This window comes from Streptomyces dysideae (genome assembly GCF_001514305.1).
In the GTDB taxonomy this organism is placed as follows: domain Bacteria; phylum Actinomycetota; class Actinomycetes; order Streptomycetales; family Streptomycetaceae; genus Streptomyces; species Streptomyces dysideae.
Genome location: NZ_KQ949085.1, coordinates 74,984 through 94,628, shown reverse-complemented (window position 1 = coordinate 94,628; position 19,645 = coordinate 74,984). Strand labels below are relative to the sequence as shown.

The following is a 19,645-nucleotide window of genomic DNA, read 5'->3' as shown; positions in this document are numbered from 1 at the left end:
GGAAGGCGGAACCGGTATGACCACCAGACTCATCGATGACTCGCTGTTCGACAGTGGGGCCCCACCGCGTCTCGCGGGCGCGCGCTGCTCCGGGTGCGGCACTGTCGTCTTCCCCCGACAGGACTCGTGCCCGTGCTGTTCGGACGGGCCCATGTCCGGTCACGTGCTGCCGGTGAGCGGGCGCGTGTGGTCGTGGACGCTCCAGGCGTTCCCGCCCAAGCCGCCGTACCGGCCGCCCGCCGGCGGCTACCGGCCGTACCACGTGGGCTACGTGGACCTCGGTGAGGTGTTGGTCGAGGCGCAGCTGGCGGTTCCCCGCGCGGAGATACGGATCGGGCTGCCGGTCCGGCTCACCACGGTGCCCGCGTATCACGACGAGGACGGGACCGAGGTACTGACCTTCGCGTTCCGCCCGGACCGGGAAGGAGAGCGATGAGCCGGACCGACGACGTCTACGTGGTCGGATGCGGGATGCATCCCTTCGGCCGCGACGAGAACGTCACCGGGATGGACATGGCCGAGCGGGCGGTATGCGAGGCGCTGGCCGATGCCGGGGTCTCCTGGGAGGACATCGGCTACGCGGCCGGCGGCTCCGACGTGTCCGGCAAGCCCGACACGCTGGTGGGCCGCCTGGGCCTGACCGGTGTGCCGTTCGTCAACGTGCAGAACGGCTGCGCCACCGGTGCCTCCACCGTACTCACGGTGGCCAACGCGCTGCGCGCGGGCGAGGCCTCCCTGGGACTGGCGATGGGGTTCGACAAGCACGAGCGGGGCGCGTTCCACGTCTCCGCGGCCCGCTACGGCCTGGGCGACTGGTACGCCGAGACCGGCATGATGCTGACCACCCAGTTCTTCGCCCTGAAGACACAGCGGTACCTGCACGAGCACGGGATCTCGGAGCGGGCGCTGGCGACGGTCGCCGCGCGGGCCTTCCGCAACGGCTCGCACCACCCCCTGGCGTGGCGGCGCAAGCCGCTGACGGAGCAGGAGATCCTGGACTCCGCCGAGGTCAGTCCTCCGCTCACCCAGTACATGTTCTGTTCACCGGGACAGGGCGCGGCGGCGCTGGTGCTGGCGCTCGGCGACCGCGCCTTCGACCTGTGCGAACGACCAGTCAGGCTGGCGTCGTTGGCCTTCCGCACCCGGCGGTTCGGTTCGTTCGAGGTGTTCGCGCCCTGGCTGCCGCCGGGACCGCACCGCAGCCCCAGCGTCGACGCCGCTGAGGCAGCCTTCCGCACGGCCGGTGTACGACCCGCGGACGTCCAGGTCGCCCAGTTGCAGGACACCGACAGCGGCTCGGAGCTGATCCACCTGGCGGAGACCGGGCTGTGCGGGCACGGCGAGCAGGAAGAGCTGCTGGCCTGCGGGGACACCGACCCCACGGGCCGGATACCCGTCAACACCGACGGCGGCTGCCTGGCCGGCGGGGAGCCCGTCGGCGCCTCGGGGCTGCGTCAGTTCCACGAGGTCGTACGGCAGTTGCAGGACCGGGCACCGGGCGTGCAGGTACCGGGCGCTCCCCGGGTGGGCTTCACCCATGTGTACGGGGCGCCCGGGATCAGCGCCTGCTCCGTCCTCACGGTGTGAAAGGCGGAAGGCTCGCATGCGGAACAACACCCCCAGAACCGCACTGGTCACCGGCGGGGCGCGCGGAATCGGCGTGGAGATGTGCCGACAACTCGCGGACAAGGGGCTACGCGTCCTGATCGGCGCGCGAAGACCGCAGGCGGCCGAAGAGACGTGCCGCGCGATCGGTCCGGCGGCGCTGCCGCTGACCCTGGACGTGACCTCCGCTCAGAGCGTCACGGAAGCGGTGCGGGAGGCCGGACAGCTGACCGGCGGGATCGATGTCCTGGTGAACAACGCGGGAGTGTCCCTGGACGGGGAACTGCGACCGCCGTACGTCGACGAGGACGTCCTGCGGGCCACACTGGACACGAACTTCACGGGTGCCTGGCGCGTGACGCAGGCCGTCGTCCCGGGCATGGTGGAAGCAGGCTACGGACGGGTCGTGAACATCACCAGCTCGTACGGTTCGCTGGCGCTGATGGACTCCGGTCGGCACCCCGCCTACCGGATCTCCAAAACGGCGCTCAACGCCCTGACCCGTATGCTCGCGGCCGAACTGTCCGGCACAGGCGTCCTGGTCAACGCCGCCGACCCCGGCTGGACCCGCAGCGGGATGGGCGGTCCGTCCGCTCCGCGCGGTCCGGAAGTGGGCGCGGACACGCCGGTCTGGCTGGCGACCCTTCCTGAGGGCTCCGAGACGACGGGCGGGCTGTTCGCCGACCGCAAGCCACTGCCCTGGTGATTCACCTCAGGACCGTGACGTGGCCGGTTTCTGCTCGTCGGCGACGATACGCAGCGCCAGCGCCCTGACCGCCTCCAGTACGGAGCGCGACGGCATCTGGGCCAACGGCCCTCCCTCCGCCCGCAGTGCCGTGACGAGCATGGTCGTACTGATCAGGGTGCGGACCGCGAGCGCCTGCACCGCGTGCCGGGCCTTGGCCGCCCGGGGGCTACGGGTGGTGCCCTCGGGCAGGTAGTCGTACCCCCGCTGGATGTGCCGCTGCTCGAATTCGTCGCGGAGCACCTTGACGTTGCCGTTGGCGGAGGCGAACTGGAGCTGGTACAGGCGGGCCTCGTCCGGGTTCTGCTCCATCCAGTCCCATACGGCGTCGATGACGCGGAGCAGACCCTCCGCGTCACCCGGCTCGGACTCCGGCCGGGCGGCCTCCACAACCGCGTTCAGCTGGTCGAAGACCCGTCGCATGGCGAGTTCGAGCAGCTCCTCCTTGCCGTTGAAGTGGTAGTAGACGGCCGTGGGCACCACCTGGGCCTCGGCCGCGATGTCCTGGATGCTGGTCTCCGCGAATCCGTTGCGGCCGAACACCCGCACGGCGGCGGTGATGATGTGCTGCCGTCGCGAGGGGCGGTGGGCGGGCTGCTTGCCGTTCTTCGTGGTGGCCATCATGCTCCCCTGGCGACTGCCGTGACCCGCGTCCGTGGGTCCTGAGTACTGACCATGCTATCCAGTAACTCCAACGGGCCGAGGGCATAATTCCTGCTACGTATGTGCCTCCGGAACACCGAGGTCCCGGCATACTTGACATCATGACGACATCCGGGACCCGCGCCGCTCACCGTCCGTCACGCAAGCAGTGGGTGATCGAAGCAGCCACGGAGCTGTTCGCCACCCAGTCGCCGGACGAGGTGACGGTGGCCGACATCGCCGCTCGTGCGGAGATGACCTCGGCAGCGGTGTACTACCACTTCTCCTCCAAGGACCAGGTCCTTGCGGAAGGGATGCGGGTGTTCGCCGCCGCGCTGCGCGAGCAGTTGCAGGCACTCACGGAGGTCCACGAGCCCGGCTCGGACATCGGACCGGCGGTCACCACGCTGCTGGCCTGGCTGGGCGAGCACCGCTCCGCCGCCACCGTGTTCTTCGTGTCGTCGGCCGGCATGAGCCAGGAGGTGGAGGCGCTGCGCCAGGAAAGCCGCGCGGACCTGCTGGCCGAACTGGTGCGGCTGATCCACAAGGCCCGTGAGTCGGTCTCCGACGCGGAGGCGGCGGTGATCGGCCTGGGCCTGCTGGCGCTGCTGGAGACCGCGGCGATCTCTCAGGTCCGGGGCGACGACGTGTACCGGTCGCTCGGCCACCGTTCGTTCGTCCGCGAGGTCGGCCACCTGGCCGAGAGGATCGCCGACCCGGCGGCGGCCGAATAGACCTCGACCGAATCACACCAGCAGACGCAGGGGCTTGCGCAGCAACTCTCCGACCGTGCGCAGATACTCGGCCGCGGGTGCTCCGTCGACGGCGCGGTGGTCGAAGGTGAGGCTCAGGGTGAGCACCCGCGTCCGCAGCGGTCGGTCGTCCGTCCACTCGACGCCGTCCCTGAGTCTGCCCACCCCGAGGATCGCGACGTTGCCGGGGTTGATCACTGGCGTGAAGAAGTCGACGCCGTATCCGCCCAGCGAGGTGACGGTGAAGGTGGCGCCTTCCAGCTGGGCCGGGGAGACCCGCCCCTCGCGCGCGGCCTGGGCCAGGGCCCTCGACCGGCGGGCGATCTCGGGCAGCGGCAGCGCCACCGCGTCCTCGATCACAGGCACCATCAGGCCGCCCGGAACGGCCACAGCGAACCCCAGGTGGATTTCGTCGAGCAGATGGACGCCGTCCTCGCGCACCGTCGCGTTGAGCAGCGGGTGTTCGCGCAGGGCCAACGCGGCGGCCTTCAGCAGGAAGTCGTTGAGGCTGGGCACGGGCAGTTCGCTGTCGGCCCATTCCTCCTTGAGCCGGTCCCGCAGGGTCACCACGGCGTCCATCCGCACCTCGTAACCGTGCGTCAGCTGCGCCATCTCCTGGAGGCTGGCGTGCATCCGGCGGGCGATGGTGCCGCGCATCCCGGTGAGTGGGAGGACGTCTCCCGGCTGGGGTGCGGCGTTCCGGCGGACGGGCGCCGGTTCGAGCGCCGGGGTGACGGAGTCGAGGTCGGACCTGCGGATCCGGCCGCCGGGCCCGGTGCCGTTCACCTCCGAGAGTTCGATGCCCCGCTCCTTCGCCAGCCGGCGGACCAGCGGCGAGACAGGGAGAGCGGAGTCGGCGGGCAGGACCGCGGGCAATGCCTGGGCCGCCGGGGAGGCGGCAGCGTCGGCGAGGAACTCCTCCACGTCCTCGGAAACAATCCGGCCGCCGGGACCAGTACCGCGTACGGCGGTGAGATCGACGCCGGCCCCGGACGCCACCCGTCGGGCGTTCGGTGAGGCCAGGAGTCGGCCCCCGGGACCGCCGGTGGCAGAGCTGCCGTTGAGGGACGGCGCAACCGATGCCGTGGGAGCGGCAGCAACGCCTGAAGCCGCCGGCGCCGAGGCCGTACCGCTGGTCCCGGACCCGGCGGGCATCGGCGTACCGGCCGGGTCCGGTGGCTGCTCGCCTTCGGCCAGCAGCCAGCCGATGAGGGCCCCGGCGGGGACGGTCGCCCCGGCCGGGACCACCGGGTGGAACAGTCCCCCGGCCTCCGCCTCGACGTCCACGTCGACCTTGTCGGTGGCCAGCCGCAGCAGTGCGTCGCCTTCGGCGACGGCGGCGCCGGTGGGCACGAGCCATTCATCGATCGTGCCTTCCTGCATGGTCAGGCCGATCTTCGGCAGCAGAACCTCGACCGCCACGTCGGTCACGACCTTTCGAGTAGGCGCCGGCAGCCCTGGGTGATCCGGGCACGATCGGGAACATAGGCCTTCTCGAGGACCGGCGAGAAGGGCACCGGGGAGAAGGGGGCGCCGATACGCAGGACCGGCGCGTCCAGGTGGTCGAAGGCGGCGTCCTGGATCTGGGCGGCGATCTCCGCGCCGAGCCCGCCGAAGGTGACGGCCTCGTGCACCACGAGCACCCGGTTGGTGCGGCGCACGGAGGCGAACATCGTCTCGGTGTCCAGGGGCTGCACGGTGCGGGGGTCGATCACCTCGATCTCCACTCCCTCGGCGGCGAGTTCGTCGGCCGCCGCGAGGGCCTCCCCCACCATCCGGCCCAGGGCGATCACGGTGACGTCGGAGCCCTGCCGGGCGGTGTGCGCCTGGCCGAGCGGGATGCCGTAGATCTCCTCGGGCACCTCGCAGGTGCTGCCGAGCAGGACCTTGTTGAGCATCACGACGACCGGGTTGTCGTCCCGGATGGCCGAGACGGTCAGGCCCTTGGCGGTGTACGCGTCGCTCGGCATCACCACCTTGAGGCCGGGCACATGGGCGAGCCAGGCCTCCAGGCTCTGGCTGTGCTGGGCCGCGGCGCCGAGACCCGCCCCGGAGGCGGTGGTGATGGTGAGCGGCACGGACACGGAGCCGCCGAACATGTACTTCATCTTGGCGGCCTGGTTGACGATCTGGTCGAGGCAGACGCCGATGAAGTCCATGAACATCAGGTCGACGACGGGGCGCAGCCCACGAGCGGCGGCTCCCACCCCGAGGCCGACCAGGGCGGCTTCGGAGATCGGGGTGTCGATCATGCGGCGGGGGCCGAACTCGTCGAGCAGGTTGTCGAACATGCGGAAGACGCCGCCGTATCCGGCCACGTCCTCGCCGGCGACGAAGACGTTCTCGTCCTCGCGCATGGCCTGGGCGAGTCCTTCGTTGAAGGCCTTGACGTAGGTCAGTTTGCGGGCCGTGTTGTTCGGGCCGACGGCCTGTGCTTCGGTGAGGGTGGTCATGGCGGTCATCCCGAGTAGACGTTGAGCAGCAGGTCGGCGGTGTCGGGCAGCGGGCTCGTCTCGGCGTACGCGATGGCCTCGGCGATCTCGTCGCGGGTGCGTTGCCATGCGTCGTCCAGTTCCGCGCGGGTGGCGGTGCCGTCGGCGACGGCCCGGACTTCGAGCAGGTCGATGGGGTCGCGGGCCTTCCACTCGGCGACCTCCTCGGCCGAGCGGTAGGGGTGACGCAGGCCCTTGACGCCCTGATGGTCGTAGTAGCGGTAGGTCTTGGCCTCGATCATCATCGGGCCCCCGCCGGACCGGGCCCGATCGACGGCTTCGGCGGCGGCGCGGTGGACGGCGACCGCGTCCATGCCGTCGACGATCACGCTGGGCATGCCGTAGGCGGCGGCCCGCTCGGCCACGTCGGTGAGCAGCATGTGCTTGGACTGTGGCGTGAATTCGGCGTAGCCGTTGTTCTCGCAGACGAAGACGACGGGCAGGCCGAGGATGGCAGCCATGTTGGCGCCCTCGTGGAAGGCGCCGATGTTCGTGGCGCCGTCGCCGAAGAAGGTCACGGCGACGCTGTCCTCGCCCTTGTACCGTGCGGCGAAGGCGGCGCCCACCGCGATCGGGACGCCCGCTCCGACGATGCCGTTGGCGCCGAGCATGCCGCGGGTGACGTCGTTGATGTGCATGCTTCCGCCGCGGCCGAGACAGGCGCCGGTGGCGCGGCCGTACAGCTCGGCGTACATCTCCCGGAAGCCGACGCCCTTGGCCACGGCGTGCCCGTGTCCGCGGTGGGTGGAGGTGATCTGGTCGTCGTCGCGCAGGGCCGCCATCACACCGGCGGCCACGGCTTCCTGGCCGACGTAGAGGTGCAGGAAGCCGGGCAGCTTGCCCGCCTCCATGAGCGTGCCCGCCTCGGTCTCGAACAGCCGGATGCGCACCATGCGCTCGTGCAGATCCTTGATGACCTGCGCGGATATCTGGTGCGCGGCCACATCGGCCGACTTCTTCTGAGCCATCGTCCCGCCCCTTCGCCCGAGGGAGGTGTGCCAAGCAAATGGACTTTCTAGTGCCGGTCTACAGTAACCAGCATCGGCACCTTACTGAACAGCCTCTCTAATTACTATGCCCCGGACCCGACTCTTCGCCTCGCCCGTCCACCAACTCCACCGCATTGCCCTCCGGATCCGCCCAGAAGCTGATCCGCCGGCTGCGGGCCCGCACGACGACCGGATGCGACAGGGGCGTCGCACCCGCCGCCACCAGGTCCGACACCACCGGGTCGAGGTCCTCCACATGGAAGGTGAGGTACGACAACCCCTGGCGCGCGGCGAGCGGCAGCACCGACTCCATGGACACCGGGGCCGCCTGAGGCAGGATCAGCTTGACGCGGCCCCCGGAGGGCACCCGCAGCCAGACGACCAGAAGCTCGCCACCCAGCCCGGCCGGGCCGCCGATGGACTCCGGTATGCGCGATCGATGCACGACACGGCAGCCGGGCACCTCGCGACAGAAGCGCTCCATCAGCTCCAGGTCCCGTACCACCACACCCGCCTCGAATGACTTGGTCACGCTCGCCACCACCTCCCGTAGCGCACCCGACGGCTCATGGAGCACCCGACCGCCGGTCACCGCGAAGACTGGAGCCGGTCCACAGAAAGCAGGGGGAGCGATCCGTCACACTCCACGCGGCGACTTCGACACTTTCTATTGACAGACCACACTAAGTCCTGTTGTCGTTTCGGACACAGCCCAGCTGTCGCATTCCGAAGCCGGCCACCGGCTCGCGGCTGGGAGGATTGTGAGGACATCGTGGTCCAGACCAGTTCGCCGGAGATTCGGGAAACGGACGCCGAGCGCAAGCCGCCGACGGCCCCCGAATACTCCTCGTGGATCAGCCAGGACCGGTCCACCGACGCCGCATCCGTGACGATGCGGCGGGAGGCCGCCGAACTCGTCGAACGCGTGGTGGCGCACTACCGCGACAGCACGACGCACGAGGCGGACGGCCAGTGGACGGAACCTGTCACCAACTACCTCGACGCCGGCCGCTGGCACCGGGAGATGAAAGCCGTCCACCGGAGCGTTCCGCTGCCGCTCGCCATGTCCTGCGAGCTTCCCGGACCGAACACCTACAAGGCGCTCGACGTGCTGGGTGTACCGGTGCTGATCACCCGGGACCGCCAGGGCGCCGTGCACGCGATGATCAACGCCTGCCGGCACCGGGGGGCCAAACTCCTGGAACCCGGCTGCGGGGTGTCGAGGCGGCTCACCTGCCCGTACCACTCCTGGTCCTACGACCTGACCGGTGAGCTGCGAGGCGTGTACGCCGAGAAGACCTTCGGAGAGGTTCCGCGCGAGGGCCGCGGCCTCGTCAGGCTTCCGGCCGGGGAGCGGGCGGGGATCGTCTTCGTCTCGCTGGACCCGGCCGCCGAACCCGACCTGGACGCCTGGCTGGGCGATCTGCAGCCACTGCTGGAGGGACTGCGGCTGGCGGAGTGCCACCACTACTCCACCGGCGAACTGACCAGCCCCAACTGGAAGGTCACTCTCGACGGGTATCTGGAGACGTACCACTTCGCCTCGCTGCACCCGAAGACGGTGTTCGAGACGAACCTCTCCAACATGATGGCCCACGACACCTGGGGCCCCCACCAGCGCATCGCACCGGCCCTGCGCCCGATCGCGCAGGCGGTCGAGCTGTCCCCGGACAAGCGCGACCCAGGGGACTGCGTCGGCCCCATCTACTGGCTCTTCCCCGGCCTGGCGATCGCCGGCGGCTGGCGGCAGAAGATCGCCGTCTCCCTGGTGCTCCCCCGGACGGCCACCGAGTCGGTGACCCAGCAGATCATCCTGCTGCGGGAACCGGCGGTCACCGAGGAGGAGCGCCAGGCCGCCGACCGGTTCGGCGAGTGGTTCCACGAGGTGGTCCGCGACGAGGACTACGCGACCACCTACGGAGTTCAGCAGGGCCTCGCCGCCCTCAACGGGACCGACTTCGTCTTCGGACGCAACGAGCCCGGACTCCAGCACTTCCACCGCACCATTCACCAGCACCTGGACATACACGCCAAAGGCGACCAAACCGCCAGAGTCGCCAGGTGACGAACCAACAACACTCGCGGGAGAACACCATGGTGGCTACGGGCAGCCTCGACGGACGTGTCGCAGTGATCACCGGCAGCACGCGCAGCATCGGCCGCGCCATCGCCGAAGCATTCCTCGCCGACGGCGCCACGGTCGTCCTCAGCGGCCGCAGCGAGGTCAAGGGCAAGCAGGCCCTGGAGGAGCTGGGCGCCGGGGAACGGGCCGTCTTCCACCCCTGCGACGCCAACAGCCAGGAGGACATCGAGAACCTCGCCGACTTCGCCGCCGAGCGCTTCGGCAGGCTCGACATCTGGGTCAACAACGTCGGTGGCACCTCGGGCTTCGCCCCGGTCCACGAGCTCAGCGACGAAGCCTGGCACGACGCCCTCAAGCTGAACCTCAACGCCTACTTCTACGGCACCCGGCGCGCGCTGCCGAAGATGCTGGCGGGCGGCTGGGGCCGGATCATCAACATCTCCTCGGTCGAGGGCAAGCAGGCCAACAAGCCCGCGATCAGCCACTACATCACCAACAAGCACGCGATCCACGGACTGACCAAGGCGACCGCCTTCGAGTACGGCACCCAGGGCATCACCTGCAACGCCATCTGCCCCGGCGCCGTCGACACCGACCTGATGCGGGCCGCCGGACCGGCCGCGGCCGAGGCCGAGGGCATCTCGTACGACGAGTGGCTGAACCGCTTCGCGGAGCACGCAGCCACCAAGCGGATCACCACCGTGGAACAGATCGCGGCCGTCGCCTCACTGCTCGCGAGCGACGCCGGCGCCGGTATCACGGGCACGCTGATCAGCGTGGACGGCGGAACGGCACAGTGGTAGGCACCGGGACGGACGGCGGGAGACCTTCGACCATGAAGAGCTGGATCACGGACTGGCAGCGCAGTGAGCGACTGCCGCACTACACCCGGGCCAACGCGGGCGAGACCCTGCCGGACCCCGCCAGCCCGCTGGGCTGGACCCTGGTCTGGGGGCGCGGTCTGCACGGCTGGCGCAAGGGATTCGTCGGCTTCGGCATCTACCACGAGGAGGAGGTGACCGGCCCTCGACCGCCGTTCGTCGGCATGTTCGGCGGCTACTTCTACCTCAACCTGTCCCACATGCGGCTGTTCGGCATCCGCATGGGCCAGACGGCGGACCAGATCGACGCCGCCTTCGTCGGCCGGCGCTCCGACACCCCGGTGTACGTCGCGCACCCCGACGACCAGGATGCCGAACTGACCGCCACGGCCGGCGGCACGCTCCAGCGGATGCTCGGCCAGAGCAACTTCCCGGAGGCCGACGCCGACCAGGAACGGCTGCGCCGCCTGCGCCGCGAGCGGCCGGACCCGACCGGGCTGTCGGACGCCGAACTGGTGGCGCACGCACGGTCGTTGCTGGACGAAGTGGAGACAACCTTCCAACGGCACGTCGAGTCGTCGCTGCCCGCGTCCGTCGGCCCCGCGATCCTCGGACCGCTGTGCGCGAGCGTGGACCGCCCCGGCGCCATGCTGGACCTCATAGGCGGTCTCGGCGATGTCGACTCGGCCTCCCCCTCGGACGGGCTGTGGACACTGTCCCGCCAGGTGGCGGCGTCGGCGGAGCTGACCGCGCTGTTCGACCAGGGCCCGGCCGCGGTGGAGCAGGCGCTCGACGGGGCGAGCGGGGACGTGAAGGCGTTCCGTGACGCTTTCGAGGAGTTCCTGGCCAACTCCGGTGACCGCGGTCCCAACGAGTGGGACATCCACGCGCTGTCGTGGGAGGCGGCGCCGGTCCAGGCACTGGCGCTGGTCGACCGGATCCGGCACAGCTCCGACGACGTCTCCCCGGCCGCCCGACGGGCTCGCCTGACCGAGCGGCGCGAACAGACCGCGCAGGAGATCCGGGCCGTGCTGCCCGAGGACGCGCAGCCCATGTTCGACGCCGGCATGCACGCCTCCCAGGTGTGGATCCCGGCCCGCGAGCGCACCAAGGCGAACTGCGTCACCGTCGTCAACGAGATCCGCATGGCGGTACGAGAGCTCGGCCGCCGCGGCGTCGAGTCGGGGCACTTCGCCAAACCCGAGGACGTGATGATGCTGCTGGACACCGAACTCGACGACTATGTCGCCGACCCGGAGTCGTTCGGCCCTGTCATCTCGCAGCGACTTCAGGAGTACGCCGGACTGCACGAACTGGAGCCGCCGTTCTTCATCGCGGACGACGCGCGGACCGAGATCGACACCTGGCCGCGACGCGCCGAGGAGCGCACCGAGGCCGCGGTGGAGGGCGATGTGCTCAGCGGCGTGGGTGGCAGCCACGGCACGTACACCGGCAGGGTCCGGGTGGTCACCGACCCGGCCTCGTGCGAGGCGCTGGAGCCCGGCGAGGTGCTGGTCGCGCCGATCACGGACGCGGCCTGGACCCCACTGTTCCTGGTCGCCGGAGCGGCCGTGGTGGACGTGGGCGCGCTCAACAGCCACGCAGTCGTGGTCTGCCGGGAGCTGGGCATCCCGGCCGTCATCTCCGTCGAAGGCGGGACGCGACGGCTGCGGGACGGCATGGTGATCACGGTCGACGGCCACCAGGGCACCGTCACCGTGGACAGCGTCCCGACGCCGCTCGGCGTCTGAAACACCACGGGCCCGCCGTTCCCCTGCACCGGGGCGGCGGGCCCGAAGGCATGACCGCGAAAGGAACCCCGTGACTGAGGAAATCATCGTCGCCGGCTGGATGGACTACGAACCCGGCGACCGCGACACCATGCTGAATGCCCTCGTCGAGCTGGGCCGGTATACCCGCGAGCGGGAACCCGGCTGCCTGGACTACGCCATGACCTCCGATCCCACCGACGCGCGGCGTATCCGGGTGTACGAGCACTGGACCTCCCGACAGGCCCTCGACGAGCACTTCTCCACCGCGCACATCAAGGACTTCCGGGCGGCCGTGGCGGGGCTGACCCGAGTCGGAGTCTCCCTGCAGGCCCACACCGTCGCCGCGTCGCGCCCCATGCGCTGAACGGCGCTCCCCGGCGGGGCGCCGTTCAGTCGGAATCGCCCAGCCGGACCAGCATCTTGCCGACGTTGCCGCCGCCCAGCAGGGACAGCAGCGCACCGGCGGCGTTCTCCAGGCCGTCCACGACCGTCTCACGCGCGGTGATCCGACCGTCGGTGAGCCAGTCCGCGACCCGCTGCTCGAACTCCGGCCGCAGGTCCTCATGGTCACGGACGATGAAACCGCGCAACGTCAGCCGTTTGAGGACCGCCTGGATCAACTGGTTGATGTCCACCGGCCGTCGCTCGCCGCCGAACTGCGACATCATGCCGCACAGGGCGACCCGGCCACCGGTGCGCAGCGCGTGCAGGGCGGCGGCCAGTTGCTCACCGCCGACATTGTCGAAGTAGACATCGATGCCCTCGGGTGCCAGCCGGGCCAGCGCCTCGCGGACCGGCTCGGCGCGATAGTCCGCAGCGGCGTCGTAGCCGAACTCCTTCACCAGCAGAGCGCACTTGTCCGGCCCTCCGGCGGTCCCGATGACACGGTCCGCGCCCAGCAGGCGCGCGAACTGGCCGGCGGCGGTGCCGACAGCCCCGGCCGCCGCCGACACGAAGACGGTGTCGCCGGGGTGCAGTGCGGCGATCCCGGTCAGGCCGACGTACGCGGTGAAGCCGGTTTGGCCGAGCAGCCCCAACCAGGTGGGCAGCGGGGCGAGTCGCGGGTCGATGCGATCCGCGCCGTCGGTGTCCGCGACATCCAGCACGGCCCGCTCCCGCCAGCCCAGCTGGTGTCGTACGAAGGCACCGGCCGGCACCGAGGAACAGCGGCTCTCCTCCACTACCCCGAGAGCCCGGCCGTCGAGCGGCGAGCCGGGGGTGAAGTTGTGCGTGTAGTGCTTCTCGGTTCTCTCCAGTCGCCCTCGCATGGACGGGTCGACGCTCATGTAGAGGTTGCGGACGAGCAGCTGCCCCTCACCGACGGACGGCAGCGGACGCTCCTCGACGGCGAAGTCACCGGAGACCGGTTCCCCGTCGGGCCGTCGCACCAGACAGACCACCCGCGTGGTACGGGGTGCCACCGGGTCACTCCCCCGGCTGCCGGGCGCCGCGCCGCTGGGCGAGCCGACCCACCCAGCCGGCCATCTGCAGATCGGCGTGGCGCAGTTCGCCCGACTGCCACCGGGCCTGGAAGTCGAAGACGCCCTGCGCGCCGGTCTTCGGGTCGGTCACCTCGACCAGACCGTCCTCGGTGAGCCGGTACACATGCCCGGTCAGCGGGTGGATCACTTGCTTGGGCATGGGCCCTCACTCCTGCACTCGGCGGCGTACGCCGCGCTTGGTCACGGTCACCGGGCCCTCGACCCGAAGCCGGCAGGCGAGCCGGGTCAGGCCGTCCACCGGCTTGCGCAGGGCCTCGATGCCCTCGCGTTCCAGCGGGTCCACGGGGGAACAGTTCTCGGCACCTTCCTCGATCCGGACGAAGCAGGTGCGGCACGTGCCCTTGCCGCCGCAGACGGTGGGCCAGCGGTAGCCGAGCCGCCCGGCGGCGCTGAACAGGTCCTCGCCGTCGAGGACCTCGATCTCGACGTCGGAGGGCCGGACCGCCACGCGGTGGGTCACTTGTTCATCCAGTGGTCGAGCGTCTGGTTGAAGTGGCGGATGCGGCTCTCCTGGTAGTTGGCCAGGGTGATACCCGGCTTGCGCATCGCCTTCAGGCCCTGCTGGACGTAAGGCAGGTTCTCGCAGTCCTGGTCGAAGACGGGCCCGAGCACACCGAGTTCGGGGATGTCCGCGAACAGCATGTCCTCCGGCACCCAGCGGATCTTGGCCGGAGAAGGCATCTCGCCGGGCTGCTTCGGGGCCGACATGAAGATGATCTCGGCGGTGCACGAGTCCGGGTCGAGCCCGTTGGGCCGGAACCGGTAGATGATGTTGGACTTGGCGCCGCCCCACGGGTTGAAGTTGGGGAACAGCAGGTAGTTGATGGCATCCAGCAGCTCGGTGTCAGGGGTCCGCGAGAAGTCCTGCTGCGAGGTGGCCGCCAACTGCTCGCGCATCCGCTGGGCGAGGACCTGGCGGGCGGTGCCGCCGGGCGGAATCGCGGGCAGCTCGTCCCCTTCCCCCATCACCAGGTCGCGGCCCTGGGCCGCCGAGTAGAACGCACGCGAGTCGTAGAACGTCTCCAGCACGTCCTCCTCCGTGACGGACTCCGCCACGTGCGGGCTGGGCGCGCCCTGGATGTTGATCATCCGGTTCCAGTTCGGCTGGTCGGCCATGACGTCGTACTGGGAGTTGGCGTCGGCGAGCCACGGCAGCATCTGCGGGTGGGTGGCGATCACGTGGAAGGACTCGATGAACGCGTCCTGCGCGATCTTCCAGTTACAGGGGAGCACCTTGGCGATGTGCAGCGACTTGTAGCGGTTCTCCAGCGGCCAGATGTAGTACTCGTCGAAGGTGCCGCGGTAGCCGTCGAACGATTCCGCGCAGGGGTCCATGTTGATGAAGACGAAGCCGCGCCAGGTGGCGACCTGGGCCTCGGGGAGCGCGAACTTCGCCGGGCTGACGTGCGGGAAGTCCCAGGCGCACGGCGGGGTCTGCATGGTGCCGTCGAGGTTCCAGGCGAAACCGTGGAACGAGCAGCGGAACTCGCCGACGTTGCCGCCGCTGGTGCGGAGCTTCCGGCCGCGGTGCAGGCACACGTTGACGAAGGCGCGGATCTCGTCGGGGGCCGTCCGCACGACGATGAGCGAGTCGTCGCCGATCTCGTAGATCTCGTGGTCGCCGACCTCGGGAATCTCGCTCTCCAGGCAGGCGAACTGCCAGACCCGCCGCCACACCTGCCGCATCTCGCGTTCGGCCCAGTCGCGGGAGGTGAAGCGTGTGGCGTCGATGTCCTCGCTGCCGAGGTAGTCGTTGCGCTCGAACCTCAGAGCGGGCGGAACGGGCCGGCTGTCCTGGTCGAGGTAGTCCTGGACGCTGGGCCCGGGGCACCGTGCAGTGCCCAACTCCGACGTTTCGTCCATCATCTCTCCTCCGGCAGAAACTTTAGAGTGAGTGTAGTTAGCTGCCGCAGTCGGGAGCAACACTCACGGCGGTGGACAGAGCCACATCGCCCCGAGGTCATCACGGACACTGCCTCCGGGCCAGGAATTTTTTGCGACGGGCCCCTCCCCAAGCCCGCCGGGGCATGTCACACTCCGACGCACTTGAGGCTGTAGTGCCTAATAAGTTTCTCGTCCAGGGTCGGCGTCTGCCCGTCCCGGACCCAGCGCCGCGGGTTCGCCCCCACGGCCCGCGCCGTACCCCACGCCGGCGATCAACGCAGCCGTCTTCCCCTCAACACCCCATGCGTGCCGTCCCGTCCCGGGCGGCACAGGATCCGCCTGAACGGAGCCGACCGCCGCGGACGCGGGAGCGACGCGGGTCGCGGCAGTGCAGGCGCCACACCACGGGAGTACTCAACGATGAGTTCCAGACCCGGTCGCGCGGTCCGCCGCGCCCTCACCGCGATCGTGCCCGTCGCCGCCCTGCTCACCCTGGCGGCGTGCGGTACCGACTCGACTACGGCCGCCGAACCGTCACAGGCGGCGGCACCCGGCTCGCCCGGCCTGGCGGCGGCCCGCGCGGCACTGAAGAAATACTCCGAGCGCCCGGCCTCGATCGCCGTCACCCAGCCCGTCGGCAAGAAGATCCCCGAGGGCAAGAAGATCGACTTCATTCTGTGCGGCGTCCAGTCCTGCAAGGACCTCGCCGACTTCTTCACCGAAGGCGCCGAGGAACTCGGCTGGAAGGTGAAGCAGATCGCGACCCAGGGGACCCCGGAGTCCGTCCAGGCCGCCTACGAGCAGGTCCTGCGCGACAAGCCGGACGCCGTCGTCGCCTCCGGTTTCCCGCGCGCCGTCTACGCCAGGCAACTGGCGCAGCTGAAGGCGGCCGGCATCCCGGTCGTCCAGTCGAACGCCGACGAGGTGATGGGCGACGGCATCTCCCTGCTGAAGAACGGGCCTAAGGACGTCGGCGTCCAGGGCGAGATGCTCGCCTCGTGGGTGGTGTCGGACAGCGACGCCGAGGCGAACACCGTGTACTTCGATCTGCCGGCCTACACGATCCTCAAGCCCGTCAAGGACTCCTTCGCGGCCAAGTACGAGGAATGGTGCGACGGCTGTGCGCTGGACAACATCGACGTGCCGATCACCGCGGTCGGCAAGGACATGCCGGACCGGGTGGTTTCGTACCTCCGCTCGCACCCGAAGGTGACCCACGTCGTCTTCTCGCTGGGCCTGCTGAACGTGGGTGTCCCGGCCGCGCTGAAGACCGCGGGCATCACCGGCAAGCACCTTGTGGTCAACGTCGGTGACGCGCAGAACTACCAGTACATCCAGAGCGGCCTCAGCGACGGCGCGATGGCGCTGAACTCCCACGAGACGGCATGGCTCCAAGTCGACGCGCTGGCCCGGCACTTCACCGGCCAGTCCATGGACGTGGACCAGCGGGCGGAGCTGCCGAACATGCTGGTCACCAAGGACAACCTGCCCTCCGCCGACGGCGACTTCCCGATCGTCGAGGACTACCAGGCCCAGTTCAAGGCGCTGTGGGGGCTGAGTTGACCCGGCCGGTGCTGCGGGTGGCCGGGCTGTCGAAGAGATTCGGCGGAACCCAGGCGCTGACGGAGGTCGACCTGGAGGTCGCGCAGGGCGAGATCCACGCTCTGATCGGCCCCAACGGCTCCGGCAAGTCCACCCTCATCAAGATCCTCGCCGGGTACCACCACGCGGAGCCGGGAGCGGTCGCCGAACTCGACGGCGAGCCGTTCGACCTCGGCCAGGTCACCGTCTCCCGGCACGACCGGCTCCGCTTCGTCCACCAGGAGCTGGGACTGGTGGGCGAGTTGAGCGCCATCGACAACCTCGCGCTCAGCCGCGGCTTCGCCCGTACGGCCCTCGGCAACATCCGCTGGCCGGAGATGGAGAGACGGACGACCGCACTGGTCGAACGGTTCGGTCTCGGCATCGACGTACGCCGGCCCCTGACGACGGCGACCCCCGTCCAGCGCGCGGTGGTGGCCATCGCCGCCGCGCTGCAGGGCTGGGAGGGCCGCCGCGGTGTCCTGGTGCTCGACGAACCCACCGCCGTGCTGCCGCCCGGCGAGGTGGCCCGGCTCTTCGACATCGTGCGGGAGGTCCGCGACGCCGGCGCCGGCGTGCTGTACGTCTCGCACCGGATGGACGAGATCTTCGCGCTCGCCGACCGGGTCACCGTGGTCCGCGGCGGACGCCGGATCGCCACACGCCCGGTCGCCGAACTCACCCCGCGCTCGCTGGCCGAGCTGATGGCGGGCGAGGAGACGGAGACCGACCACCGCCCGGCTCCTCGTCCCGGCACCGCCGGGACCGTACTCGAGGTCCGCGATCTGTGGGCCGGGCCCCTGCGGGGAATCGGCTTCGACCTGGCCGGGGGCGAGCGGCTGGGCATCACCGGGCTGGTCGGCTCCGGCCACGAGATCGTGCCGTACGTGGTGTGCGGCGCCCACTCCGGGCGGGTGAGCGGCAGGCTGCGGCTGCCGGAGCGCTCCGAGCGCTGGACCGACGCGCGCCACGTCGGCGGGCTGGGCCTTCCCCTGGTCCCCGCCGACCGGGCGGGTGAGGGAGTGATCGGCGACTTCTCGGTCGGCGAGAACCTCACCCTCCCGCTCCTCCACCGGCTCCGTGCCCGGGGCGGACGGCTGCACCGGCGCCGCGAGGCAGCCCTCGCCGAGGACTGGATCCAGCGGGTCGGGGTGCGCACGGCGGGCCGCGGGGCCCGCATCACCACGCTGAGCGGCGGCAACCAGCAAAAGGTCGTCATGGCCCGCTGCCTGGCACAGCGCACGCCGGTGCTGGCGCTGTGCGAACCCACGGCGGGCGTCGACATCGCCACCCGTCTGCAGTTGTACGACCTGATAGAGCGTCAGGCGGACGAGGGCATGGGCGTCATCGTCTCCTCGTCCGATACACAGGACCTGCTCGCCCTGTGCACCCGTGTCCTGGTGGTACGGGACGGCCGGATCGTACGGGAGCTCAGCGGCCGCGACATCACCGAGCCCGCGCTCGTGCACGCCATGGAAGGAACCGAGTGACATGAGCCTTGGAAGGAACCCAGTGACATGACATTCGTCCCGGCCGTACGGGTCCGGCGGGCGGCGGCCGCCCTGTCGTTCCGGAACATCGGCGCCGTCTACGTGTGGCTGGTCATCGCCGTGCTCTTCTCCGTCTGGGCACCGGAGACATTCCCGACCGCCACCACGGTCAAGCAGATACTCAACGGCAACGCCGTGGCCGGGTTGGTGGCACTCAGCGTCGTACCGCCGCTGGCCGCCCGTGTCTTCGACCTCTCGGTCGCCTACACCATGTCGCTCACCAGCGTGCTGACCGCCTACTTCCTGGTCTCCGCCGGACTCGGGCCCTCCGCCGCGATCGCTCTGGCGATGACCGCCGCGCTGCTGATCGGGGTCGTCAACGGAATCGTGGTCGTGGTGCTGCGCGTCGACTCGTTCATCGCCACCCTGGCGACCGGGGCGCTGATCCAGTCGCTGATCACGATGGTCACCAACGACAGCTCCATCACCGGCGTGCAACTGCTGGCCGAGCCGTTCGCGAACATCGCCCAGCTGGACGCGGGCGGTATCACACTGCCGGTGCTGTATCTGCTGCTCGCCTCGGTGGCCATCTGGTTCCTGCTGGAGCACACCGCCACCGGGCGCCGGTTGTACGCGACCGGCTTCAACGCCGACGCGGCACGGCTGCAAGGGGTGCGCACCGACCGGCTGCGCTTCCTGACCCTGGTGTCCTCCGCGCTGCTCTCCGGTTTCGCCGGAATCGTCTTCTCGTCCTCGGTCGGATCAGGATCGCCGACCGCGGGCACCCCGTATCTGCTGTCCGCCTACGCCGCGGCCTTCGTCGGGGCGACGCAGCTGCGCGCCGGCCGCTTCAACGCCTGGGGCACGGTGCTCGCCGTCCTGCTGCTCGGCACCGGCGTCACCGGCCTCGGGCTCGCCACCAGTGCCCAGTGGGCCGCGAGCCTGTTCACCGGCTCGGTCCTCATCGTCGCGCTGGTCCTGACGGGTGGCCGGATCGCCCTGCCCGCTGTCCTGCGCCGCCGGAGGGGAAACCCCTCGGATGCCGGCCCCGAGGCTCCCGCGGAGGGCGCCGCCATGCCTGCCACCAGTAAGGAGAACAGAGGATGAAGGCCGTGCAGTACCGGAAGGTGGGACGTGCCCCTGAGGTCGTCGAGGTTCCCGTGCCCGAACCCGGCCCGGGCCAGGTGCTGTTGAAGGTCGCGGCGGCGGGGCTGTGCCACTCCGACCTGGCGGTCATGGGCTGGCCGGGTAGGGGCGGCGGGGGCGAAATCCTCCGGCCGCTGCCCC

Annotated in this window: 20 protein-coding genes and 2 pseudogenes; 13 read left to right on the top strand and 9 right to left on the bottom strand. The window is 70.2% G+C overall.

The annotated features are described in order from the left end of the window. Nucleotides 1-16 precede the first annotated feature (16 nt). The 4 genes and pseudogenes from AQJ91_RS55710 to AQJ91_RS19250 all read left to right on the top strand — a co-directional run. Nucleotides 17-133: pseudogene (locus tag AQJ91_RS55710) on the top strand (zinc ribbon domain-containing protein); the annotation flags it as partial. 18 nt (nucleotides 134-151) lie between these two features. Next, entirely contained in the window at nucleotides 152-436 is a 285-nt protein-coding gene (locus AQJ91_RS19260; protein WP_234382586.1) for an OB-fold domain-containing protein, read from the top strand. Beyond that, nucleotides 433-1,587, top strand: coding sequence for a thiolase family protein (locus tag AQJ91_RS19255; RefSeq protein ID WP_067022857.1), 1,155 nt, complete (start codon nucleotides 433-435; stop codon nucleotides 1,585-1,587). The genes AQJ91_RS19260 and AQJ91_RS19255 overlap by 4 nt, the downstream gene beginning before the upstream one ends. A 16-nt stretch (nucleotides 1,588-1,603) precedes the next feature. Next, nucleotides 1,604-2,311: an SDR family NAD(P)-dependent oxidoreductase gene (locus tag AQJ91_RS19250; protein WP_067022854.1), complete on the top strand. Its 708-nt coding sequence runs from the start codon at nucleotides 1,604-1,606 to the stop codon at nucleotides 2,309-2,311. A gap of 6 nt (nucleotides 2,312-2,317) precedes the next feature. Here the strand turns inward: AQJ91_RS19250 and AQJ91_RS19245 are convergent, their stop codons facing one another. Beyond that, nucleotides 2,318-2,971, bottom strand: coding sequence for a TetR/AcrR family transcriptional regulator (locus AQJ91_RS19245; RefSeq protein ID WP_234382543.1), 654 nt, complete (start codon nucleotides 2,969-2,971; stop codon nucleotides 2,318-2,320). Between the two features lie 143 nt (nucleotides 2,972-3,114). Between AQJ91_RS19245 and AQJ91_RS19240 the strand changes: the two genes are divergently transcribed. Beyond that, on the top strand, nucleotides 3,115-3,726 hold the full coding sequence (locus AQJ91_RS19240; RefSeq protein WP_067022848.1) for a TetR/AcrR family transcriptional regulator: 612 nt from the start codon (nucleotides 3,115-3,117) through the stop codon (nucleotides 3,724-3,726). Nucleotides 3,727-3,738: 12 nt separating this feature from the next. Here the strand turns inward: AQJ91_RS19240 and AQJ91_RS19235 are convergent, their stop codons facing one another. From AQJ91_RS19235 to AQJ91_RS19220, 4 genes are all read right to left on the bottom strand, one after another. Further along, nucleotides 3,739-5,175 carry a 2-oxo acid dehydrogenase subunit E2 gene (locus tag AQJ91_RS19235; protein WP_234382540.1) on the bottom strand — a complete coding sequence of 479 codons (1,437 nt, stop codon included), beginning with the start codon at nucleotides 5,173-5,175 and terminating at the stop codon, nucleotides 3,739-3,741. Then, the gene (locus AQJ91_RS19230) at nucleotides 5,172-6,206 is read right to left on the bottom strand and encodes an alpha-ketoacid dehydrogenase subunit beta (RefSeq protein ID WP_234382537.1); all 1,035 of its coding nucleotides are present in this window, start codon (nucleotides 6,204-6,206) and stop codon (nucleotides 5,172-5,174) included. The genes AQJ91_RS19235 and AQJ91_RS19230 overlap by 4 nt, the downstream gene beginning before the upstream one ends. Continuing rightward, entirely contained in the window at nucleotides 6,203-7,204 is a 1,002-nt protein-coding gene (locus AQJ91_RS19225) for a thiamine pyrophosphate-dependent dehydrogenase E1 component subunit alpha (RefSeq protein WP_067022842.1), read from the bottom strand. Before AQJ91_RS19225 ends, AQJ91_RS19230 begins: the two co-directional genes overlap by 4 nt. 97 nt (nucleotides 7,205-7,301) lie before the next feature. Next, a complete protein-coding gene (locus AQJ91_RS19220; protein ID WP_234382534.1) occupies nucleotides 7,302-7,757 on the bottom strand; it encodes a VOC family protein in 456 nt (151 codons plus the stop codon). Nucleotides 7,758-7,997: 240 nt separating this feature from the next. On the opposite strand from AQJ91_RS19220, the gene AQJ91_RS19215 reads away from it, so the two are divergent. The 4 genes from AQJ91_RS19215 to AQJ91_RS19200 all read left to right on the top strand — a co-directional run bounded on the left by AQJ91_RS19215 (nucleotide 7,998) and on the right by AQJ91_RS19200 (nucleotide 12,265). Continuing rightward, entirely contained in the window at nucleotides 7,998-9,290 is a 1,293-nt protein-coding gene (locus AQJ91_RS19215; RefSeq protein WP_067022839.1) for an aromatic ring-hydroxylating oxygenase subunit alpha, read from the top strand. Further along, a complete protein-coding gene (locus AQJ91_RS19210) occupies nucleotides 9,287-10,111 on the top strand; it encodes an SDR family NAD(P)-dependent oxidoreductase (RefSeq protein WP_234382532.1) in 825 nt (274 codons plus the stop codon). Before AQJ91_RS19215 ends, AQJ91_RS19210 begins: the two co-directional genes overlap by 4 nt. 32 nt (nucleotides 10,112-10,143) lie before the next feature. Next, nucleotides 10,144-11,880: a PEP-utilizing enzyme gene (locus AQJ91_RS19205; RefSeq protein ID WP_067022833.1), complete on the top strand. Its 1,737-nt coding sequence runs from the start codon at nucleotides 10,144-10,146 to the stop codon at nucleotides 11,878-11,880. 70 nt (nucleotides 11,881-11,950) lie between these two features. Continuing rightward, complete coding sequence (locus tag AQJ91_RS19200; protein ID WP_079085055.1) at nucleotides 11,951-12,265, top strand: putative quinol monooxygenase; 315 nt, start codon at nucleotides 11,951-11,953, stop codon at nucleotides 12,263-12,265. A 25-nt stretch (nucleotides 12,266-12,290) separates the two neighbouring features. Here the strand turns inward: AQJ91_RS19200 and AQJ91_RS19195 are convergent, their stop codons facing one another. The 4 genes from AQJ91_RS19195 to AQJ91_RS19180 are packed head-to-tail and all read right to left on the bottom strand — an operon-like array spanning nucleotide 12,291 to nucleotide 15,266. Beyond that, nucleotides 12,291-13,322, bottom strand: coding sequence for an NADP-dependent oxidoreductase (locus AQJ91_RS19195; RefSeq protein WP_079085054.1), 1,032 nt, complete (start codon nucleotides 13,320-13,322; stop codon nucleotides 12,291-12,293). Nucleotides 13,323-13,326: 4 nt separating this feature from the next. After that, nucleotides 13,327-13,542: a transposase gene (locus AQJ91_RS19190; RefSeq protein WP_067022830.1), complete on the bottom strand. Its 216-nt coding sequence runs from the start codon at nucleotides 13,540-13,542 to the stop codon at nucleotides 13,327-13,329. Nucleotides 13,543-13,548: 6 nt separating this feature from the next. Continuing rightward, complete coding sequence (locus tag AQJ91_RS19185) at nucleotides 13,549-13,863, bottom strand: 2Fe-2S iron-sulfur cluster-binding protein (RefSeq protein ID WP_067022827.1); 315 nt, start codon at nucleotides 13,861-13,863, stop codon at nucleotides 13,549-13,551. Beyond that, nucleotides 13,860-15,266, bottom strand: a complete 1,407-nt coding sequence (locus AQJ91_RS19180) for an aromatic ring-hydroxylating oxygenase subunit alpha (protein ID WP_234382529.1) — start codon at nucleotides 15,264-15,266, stop codon at nucleotides 13,860-13,862. The genes AQJ91_RS19185 and AQJ91_RS19180 overlap by 4 nt, the downstream gene beginning before the upstream one ends. A 441-nt stretch (nucleotides 15,267-15,707) precedes the next feature. On the opposite strand from AQJ91_RS19180, the gene AQJ91_RS19175 reads away from it, so the two are divergent. The 4 genes and pseudogenes from AQJ91_RS19175 to AQJ91_RS55705 form a co-directional block, all read left to right on the top strand. Then, on the top strand, nucleotides 15,708-16,850 hold the full coding sequence (locus AQJ91_RS19175) for a sugar ABC transporter substrate-binding protein (RefSeq protein WP_067022821.1): 1,143 nt from the start codon (nucleotides 15,708-15,710) through the stop codon (nucleotides 16,848-16,850). Further along, the gene (locus AQJ91_RS19170) at nucleotides 16,835-18,358 is read left to right on the top strand and encodes a sugar ABC transporter ATP-binding protein (protein ID WP_234382526.1); all 1,524 of its coding nucleotides are present in this window, start codon (nucleotides 16,835-16,837) and stop codon (nucleotides 18,356-18,358) included. Before AQJ91_RS19175 ends, AQJ91_RS19170 begins: the two co-directional genes overlap by 16 nt. 27 nt (nucleotides 18,359-18,385) lie before the next feature. Further along, nucleotides 18,386-19,465, top strand: a complete 1,080-nt coding sequence (locus AQJ91_RS19165) for an ABC transporter permease (RefSeq protein WP_067022818.1) — start codon at nucleotides 18,386-18,388, stop codon at nucleotides 19,463-19,465. After that, nucleotides 19,462-19,605, top strand: a pseudogene (locus AQJ91_RS55705) (NAD(P)-dependent alcohol dehydrogenase); the annotation flags it as partial. The gene AQJ91_RS19165 and the pseudogene AQJ91_RS55705, both read left to right, overlap by 4 nt. Nucleotides 19,606-19,645: the final 40 nt, after the last annotated feature.